At 74.0% G+C, this 7,005-nt stretch carries 5 protein-coding genes; 2 read left to right on the forward strand and 3 right to left on the reverse strand.

Translation table 11 applies throughout. From position 1 onward, the window contains the following. Positions 1–48: 48 nt before the first annotated feature. Positions 49–1,242: a hypothetical protein gene (locus QCZ28_RS33095; RefSeq protein WP_279520304.1), complete on the reverse strand. Its 1,194-nt coding sequence runs from the start codon at positions 1,240–1,242 to the stop codon at positions 49–51. Between the two features lie 249 nt (positions 1,243–1,491). On the opposite strand from QCZ28_RS33095, the gene QCZ28_RS33100 reads away from it, so the two are divergent. Then, a complete protein-coding gene (locus QCZ28_RS33100; RefSeq protein ID WP_279520305.1) occupies positions 1,492–1,920 on the forward strand; it encodes a DUF3151 domain-containing protein in 429 nt (142 codons plus the stop codon). A 45-nt stretch (positions 1,921–1,965) separates the two neighbouring features. Here the strand turns inward: QCZ28_RS33100 and QCZ28_RS33105 are convergent, their stop codons facing one another. Then, positions 1,966–3,798 carry a chromosome partitioning protein gene (locus tag QCZ28_RS33105; protein WP_279520308.1) on the reverse strand — a complete coding sequence of 611 codons (1,833 nt, stop codon included), beginning with the start codon at positions 3,796–3,798 and terminating at the stop codon, positions 1,966–1,968. 739 nt (positions 3,799–4,537) lie between these two features. Continuing rightward, on the reverse strand, positions 4,538–5,581 hold the full coding sequence (locus tag QCZ28_RS33110) for a diacylglycerol kinase family protein (RefSeq protein WP_279520306.1): 1,044 nt from the start codon (positions 5,579–5,581) through the stop codon (positions 4,538–4,540). Between the two features lie 124 nt (positions 5,582–5,705). Between QCZ28_RS33110 and QCZ28_RS33115 the strand changes: the two genes are divergently transcribed. After that, positions 5,706–6,995, forward strand: coding sequence for an adenylosuccinate synthase (locus QCZ28_RS33115; RefSeq protein WP_279520307.1), 1,290 nt, complete (start codon positions 5,706–5,708; stop codon positions 6,993–6,995). Positions 6,996–7,005 lie beyond the last annotated feature (10 nt).

Below are 7,005 nucleotides of genomic sequence, written 5' to 3' on the forward strand. Positions count from 1 at the left end.
GACGTCCCACCCACGGCCGGCCCCCCGCACGGGGGCCGGCCGTCGTCGTCAGGTCGTCAGCAGGCGTACGGCCTCGCGAACGTCATCGGTCAGGTGGATCGTCGACGACAGGTCACCGAACGGGGACGCGGCCAGCAACGGGCGCAGCAGCGCCTCCACCGGCAACTCCCGGGCCCAGTAGTCGCGATCCAGGAAGATGTACGCCCCGCTGGCCCCGTCGGTGCCGTAGTAGGTCTTGGTGGCCGCCTGGAACACCTCCTGCACGGTGCCCGCCCGCCCCGGCGCGAAGACGATGCCACCCCGGGCGAGGCGCAGGATGGTGTCCTCCCGGATCGCGTTCGAGAAGTACTTGGCGATCCGCCCCGCGAACAGGTTCGCCGGCTCGTGCCCGTACAGCCAGGTCGGAATGGCCAGCCCGCCCGCCCGCGCCCAGCCCAGCTCGGCGCCACGCTGCCGGGGCACCCCCGCGTACCGTTGCCGGACCGTCAACGCCGTCGCCGTGTACCGGTGGTGGTCGGTGAAGTCGGGGGCGGTGGCCAACAGGTCGATCGCCGCCGTGACCTCGGTCGCCGGCTGGTCCGCCAGGTAGGCACCGAGGTTCGCGGCCTCCATCACCCCGGGGCCGCCGCCGGTCACCACCAGCCGGTCGGCCCGCGCCAGCTCCCACCCCAGCACGGCCGCCATCCGGTACGCGGGACTGCCGCGCCGCACCGCGTGGCCACCCATGATGCCCACCACCGACTGCGGCCCGTGCGCGGCCAGCCACGCCCGGGTGGCGTCGCCGAGCGCGTTGTCCACGCCGTGGTCGTGCAGCCGCTGACCCAGCGCCTCCTTGACGTCCGGCAGCGCGCCGCCGTGCGCCCGGTAGTGGTCGTACACGCGGGTGTCGTACATCCCGGTGAACCCGCCCTCGGCGAACCCGGCGGCCAGCTCCTCCGGGGTGTAGAGGTGGGTCGGCTGGGTCGGGTACGGCAACCCGGAGAACGGCGGCACCACGTTCGCGCCGCGCCGGACCAGGTCGGCGCCCACGTCCCGGGCCGCGAACCGGCAACCGACGAAGAGGGTGCCGGTCACGTCGACACCGGTCAGGTCGGGCACCGGCGCGAGGTCGAGCCGCAGACCCTGCACGGTCAGCCCGGTCAGTCGACCGGTGGTCAGCTGCTGGTCGAACTCGGCCCGGGTCTGGATCTCGCCGGCGTGCAGGTGCGGCTCGATGACGTCGGCGGGAGGTGGGGTCGGCACCGGGCCATCCTGCCCGCCCGCCGGGGCCGGCCAAACCCCGGGCCGGGGGTGGAACCGACAGGAGCCCGGCGGTCGTGGCCACCGGGCTCCTGCATAACCGGTTCCTGGGGAGGCTCCGGACCATTAGTTGTAATGGAAAACACCAGGCGGCGGCATAGGCCGCAGGCGTGACCAACTCCTCAGCCGTTCAGCGGAACACGTCGGCCGACCCGCTCGCGTGTCGCCCTGTCCAGCGGGTTGAATGGGGCGATGCAGAACCTTTTGCCAGAGCCACCGGCCACCCGCCTGCCCGTGAACGACGAGGCCGACGCCGCCCTGGCCGCCGCCAACGAGGCCGGCACCGACGAGGCGTACGCCGACGTGGCGGCCGGCTTCCCGACCTACAGCGCCGCCTGGGCGGAGCTGGCGGCGCGGGCCTTCACGCAGGGCCAGGTGGTGACGGCGTACGCGTACGCCCGCACCGGCTACCACCGGGGCCTCGACCAGCTGCGCCGCAGCGGGTGGAAGGGGCACGGCCCGGTGCCGTGGTCGCACGAGCCCAACCGGGGCTTCCTCCGCTGCCTGTACGTGCTGTCCCGGGCGGCCGACGAGATCGGCGAGGCCGACGAGGCGGCCCGCTGTGCCCAGTTCCTGCGTGACTGCGACCCGGAAGCGGCGGACGCGCTCGCGAGCAACTGACCCCACCCCGACGGCCGGCCCGACACCGGGCCGGCCGTCGGCGGGTCACAGCCCTTCGGCGACCGCGGCGGCGATCTTCAGCCAGGCGTCCCGGGTGGCCGAGGAGAGCCCGCCGTACCGGATCGGCTCGCCACTGTCGATGAGCCGCTCGTACGGGGCGAGCAGCACCGCCCGGGTGCGGGCCGCGAAGTGCTCCTGGATGGCCGGCAGGTCGATCTCCTTGCGGGACGGCGGCATCGACACCACCGTCACGGCCTGCCGGACCAGCCGTTGCCGGCCGCTCTGCTCCAGGTGGTCGAGCATCCGGGCGGCCGTCTCGGCGGAGTCGTTACGAGCCGACATGGTGACCACCAACTGGTCCGTGGCGTCCATCGACGCCTGCCAGTTCTGCGCCCGGACGTTGTTCCCGGTGTCCACGAAGATCAACTTGTAGAACCGGCTGACCACCTCACGGATCTCGGCGAACGCGGCGGCGGTCAACATCTCGCCACCGGTGGCCGACTCGTCCGAGGCCAGTACGTCGAACATCCCCTCGCCCTGGGAACGCACGTACTGCGACAGGTCACCGACCCGCCCGTGCGCGCCCTGGAACTGCCCGAGGTCACGCAGCATGTCCCGCACCGTGCGGGAGTGGAAGTCCTGCTGGGCGCGCATCCCCAGGGTGCCCTGGGTCTCGTTGTTGTCCCAGGCCAGCACGTAGCCGCCACGCTTCTGACCGAACGTCATCGCGAGCAGCAGGATCGCCACCGTCTTGCCCGCGCCACCCTTCGGGTTGACGACCGTCACCTGCCGCAGACCGCCGAAGTTGCGGCGCACCATCTCGATGTCCCGCTTGAGCTCCTGCTCGTGCCGGCCCGGGGCGAGCCGGAGCAAACCCATCTTGTTGACCACCGCGCGTACACCCATGGTCGCCACCGGGTCGGCGGGTCGGACCTGGCGGCGTCGGGCGAAGTCCTCGGCGGTCGGCGCGGCGGTGTCCTCCGGTGTCCAGCTCGCGTCCGGGTACGCCGTCGCGTCCGGGTACGCCGGGGCCGGCACCCGGGTCACCCCGTCGGCCTCCTGGTACGGCTGCCCCGGCGTACCGGCGGGTGAACCCTGTTGCCAGGGCGGTGGGTACCAACCCGGCGAGGGCGGGAACGGTCCCGGCGGTGGGGTCGCCGGCCCGGCCTGCGGCGCGACGGGCGGCGGCGCGGGCGGGCCGGGCGGCGGGTAGCTGAACTGCGGCACGTCGGGCGGCGGCGGAATCTGCGCCGAACCGGTCTGCCCGGGGACGGGCGCCTGCCCCGGGTGCGCCTGCGCGGGACCGACGTACGGGACGACAGGAGGCGGGGGCGGAATCGGAGGCGTCACGCTCGCCTCGTCCTGGGCGGGTGCCGCTCCAGCCGGGCGTTGCGGCGGATACGCCCACGGCGACTCGGCGATCGGCCGCCCCGGCCCGTCGGCGGGCCCGTCCGCACCGGGCCCGCCGGCCTGCGGTGCCGGTCCACCGGCCTGCGGTGCCGGCGCATTGGGCTGCGCTGTCGGTCCGCCGGCCTGCGGTGCCGGCCCGTCGGGCTGTGCCGTCGGGCCGTGGGGCTGTGGTGTCGGGCCGTGGGGCTGTGGTGTCGGGCCGTGGGGCTTTGGTGTCGGCCCGGCCGCTGCGCTGCCAGCGGCCGAGGGATCTGCCGGCGCTGGGCCGGCGGCCGTCGGGCTGCCGGTGCTGCTCGGGCTGCCGGCGGTGCTCAGGCTGCTGCTGGTGCTCGGGCTGCTGGTGGTGCTCGGGCTGCCGGTGGTGCTCGGGCTGCCGGCGGACGCGGTGGCGGCGGGGACGGGCCGGCTGGTGGTCGTCGCCGAGGTGGGGTGGTCGGTCGCGGCGGGGTGATCCAGGGTGAAGGGCAGGTCCAGGTCGACACCCCCCGGCGCGACCGGTGCGGTGGTCGGAGCCCGGTCGCCGGGCGGTACGGGCGCCGCCTCGCCGGCCCGGCTGGCCGCGTCGGGCGCGGCACCGGCCGCGTCGTGCGGGGCGGCTCGGCCGTCCCCCGGCGCGGGGGCGACGTTCGGAACCGCAGCGGCAGCGGTCGCGGGCAGGCCGGCGTCAGCTGACCCGCCGTTGCTTCCGGTGCCGGATGCCGGCGGTGTCGGCTGGCCACCGGTCGCTGGCGGCGGGGGCACGGCGGCCGGATCGGTCGCCGGTGGCCAACTCGGCTGCGCCGGCGCCCAACCCGACCCGACGCCGGACGGGCCGCCGGGCCCCCAGCCGGGGGCCGGGACGGCACCGGTGAGCGACGGGTAGTCCGACGGCGAGGGCGGTGACTGGGCCGGGGCGCCGGGCTGGCCGGGAACCGGCGGTCGCCCGATCGGAGGCGCGGCCACCGGTGGCGTGACCGGCGCTGTGACCGGCGACGGCCCACCCCGTTGCTCGGCGACCGCAGCCCAGGGCGGGGCCGCGCCACGGTCGCCCGGATCCGGCGGCCACAGTGGTTCGATGTCCCGCTCCGGCGCCGGCTGCTGGCCGGGCACCTGCGCCCGGTCGGCGTTCTCGTCCATTACGGCCCTCCCCAGTCCTCCTGCGAGGATAGGCCCATTCGCCGAGCAGGACCGGTCGGCGCAGGCGGGTCGGCCGGTCGATGCGTCGAGGTCAGCTCGACCAGACCGCCCAGGCGCCCGGCTCGATCCACCAGGAACGCTTGCGGGTCAGTTCGCCCTCGACACCATCGTCGAGGTACGGCACCTTGCCCTCCCGGGGCAGCACCGACACCGCCCGCCCACGGGCCCGCCGAACTTCGAGGCGTACCCGCTTGCGTCCCCAGGCTGAGCGGACCACAACCGGCACTGCCACCGCGACCTCGACCTGGCCGTCGGCCGGGTCCGGCGCGGTCAGCAGCATCACGTCGTCGAGCGTCGCGTAGCCGCCGGCGTTGCCGACCGCGCAGGCCAGCAGCGGTTCCGCGCCGTCGGTGAGAATGGTGTCGTCGACCTCCACCCGGGCGCGCCAGTGCAGCGGTCGGCCGGCGTCGTCAGCGGCGCCGAGCAGCGCGCCGTCCAGGGTCACCGAGCCGCCGTCGTTGCGGAGCAGGTCCAGTCGGCGCGGCGTGCCGTCCAGCACCGCGGCGGCCACCGCCGCCGGGTCACGGGGCAGCCCGAGCTGCGCCGCCAGGTCCCGGTGGGTGCCGCCACGGGCCGGGTCGAGCGGGAGTACGGCCACCGGCGGCAGGTCGGGCAGGGTCCGGTTCCCGGGCAGGTCCGCCGGGCGCTTGCTGGGCGCCGGAGCGTACCGCTTGACCAGCCGGCGCAGCACGGCGCGCAACTGCCCGTCGCTGGCTGTGGCGACGACCAGCCGGGTCTTGCTGTCCGGGTCCGGCCAGGTGAGGCCGTCCGGGCGGGCCGGGCCGTCGAACCGGGCCAACACCGCGTCGATCTCGGCGTCGGAGCGGGCGGTGATCGTCTCCACCCGGGCGCCCCGGGCGTTCAGCGCGTCGGCGCAGGCCAGCACCGGCACCCGTGGCCGCTCCGTCGTGCACTTCTCGGCTTCGGCCTGATCGCTGCTCGGCTGGCCGGCGTCGGTCTGGCCCGTCGGGGCGGTGTCGGCCCCCGTCGCGCCGCCACAGCAGGCCCCGCCGCTGCCACAGGCCCCGGGAGCGTCCCGCTCCGAACCGAGGGTGAGCAGCACCACGTCGTACACGGAAGGAGCCTCCTGCCTCTCGACGCGACCCCTGCCGGCCACGCCGTCATTACTTGTTAACCTGACACCCCGGGCTCGCCGAGCGGTCGCCACCTGGCACCCGAGCCTTCTGGAGGCGGAAAAGATGCCAGCGATCGTGCTCATCGGCGCTCAGTGGGGCGACGAGGGCAAGGGCAAGGTTACCGACCTGCTGGGTGAGCGGGTCGACTACGTCGTGCGCTACTCCGGCGGCAACAACGCCGGACACACGGTGATCACCCCGGACGGCCAGAAGTACGCGCTGCACCTGATGCCGTCCGGCGCGCTCTCACCGGACGCGATGATCATCATCGGCAACGGTGTGGTGGTCGACCCGAAGGTGCTGCTCGCCGAGATCGACGGCCTGGCCGAGCGCGGCGTCGACGTGTCCCGGCTGCGGATCTCCGGCGACGCGCACCTGATCATGCCGCACCACCGGGCGCTGGACCGGGTCATCGAGCGTTACCTCGGCTCGTCCCGGATCGGCACCACCGGGCGTGGCATCGGTCCGGCGTACGGGGACAAGGTCGCCCGGATCGGCATCCGCCTCCAGGACCTGCTCGACCCGGGCATCCTGCGCAAGAAACTGGAACTCGCGCTGCGCGAGAAGAACCAGATCCTGTTCAAGGTCTACAACCGCAAGGCGATCGACGTCGACGCGACGGTCGAGGAGTACCTGGAGTACGCGGAGCGGCTCAAGCCGTACATCGCGGAGACCCGGGCGATGCTCTGGGACGCCCTGGACCGGGGCGAGACGGTGCTGCTGGAGGGCGCCCAGGCCACCATGCTCGACATGGACCACGGCACCTACCCCTTCGTGACCTCGTCCAACCCGACCGCCGGTGGCGCCTGCGTGGGCGCGGGCATCCCGCCGACCGCGATCAACAAGGTCATCGCGGTGAGTAAGGCGTACACCACCCGGGTCGGTGCCGGGCCGTTCCCGACCGAGCTGTTCGACGCCAACGGGGACCACCTGCGCAAGATCGGCGCGGAGTACGGCACCACCACCGGGCGGGAGCGCCGGTGCGGGTGGTTCGACGCTGTCGTGGCCCGGTACGCCTGCCGCCTCAACGGCGTCACCGACCTGGTCATCACCAAGCTGGACGTGCTCACCGGCCTGCCGAAGCTGCCGATCTGCGTCGGCTACGAGATCAACGGCGTGCGGGTCGACGACATGCCGATGAGCCAGACGGACTTCCACCACGCCAAGCCGGTCTTCGAGGAACTCGACGGCTGGTCGGAGGACATCACCAAGGCCCGCACGGTCGAAGACCTGCCGGAGAACGCCCGCCGCTACATCGCCCGGGTTGAGGAACTCTGCAACACCAGAGTGAGCGTCGTAGGCGTAGGCCCAGGGCGAGAAGAAAACGTCCACCTCCACCCCCTCCTCCCCTAACCCCACCCAC

This window comes from Micromonospora sp. DH14 (assembly GCF_029809455.1).
GTDB lineage: Bacteria > Actinomycetota > Actinomycetes > Mycobacteriales > Micromonosporaceae > Micromonospora > Micromonospora parva.

Bases quoted from the DNA above. Each gene is read 5' to 3' on its own strand.
- QCZ28_RS33100 (WP_279520305.1), top strand. From the start codon at position 1,492: ATGCAGAACCTTTTGCCAGAGCCACCGGCCACCCGCCTGCCCGTGAAC.
- QCZ28_RS33115 (WP_279520307.1), top strand. From the start codon at position 5,706: ATGCCAGCGATCGTGCTCATCGGCGCTCAGTGGGGCGACGAGGGCAAG.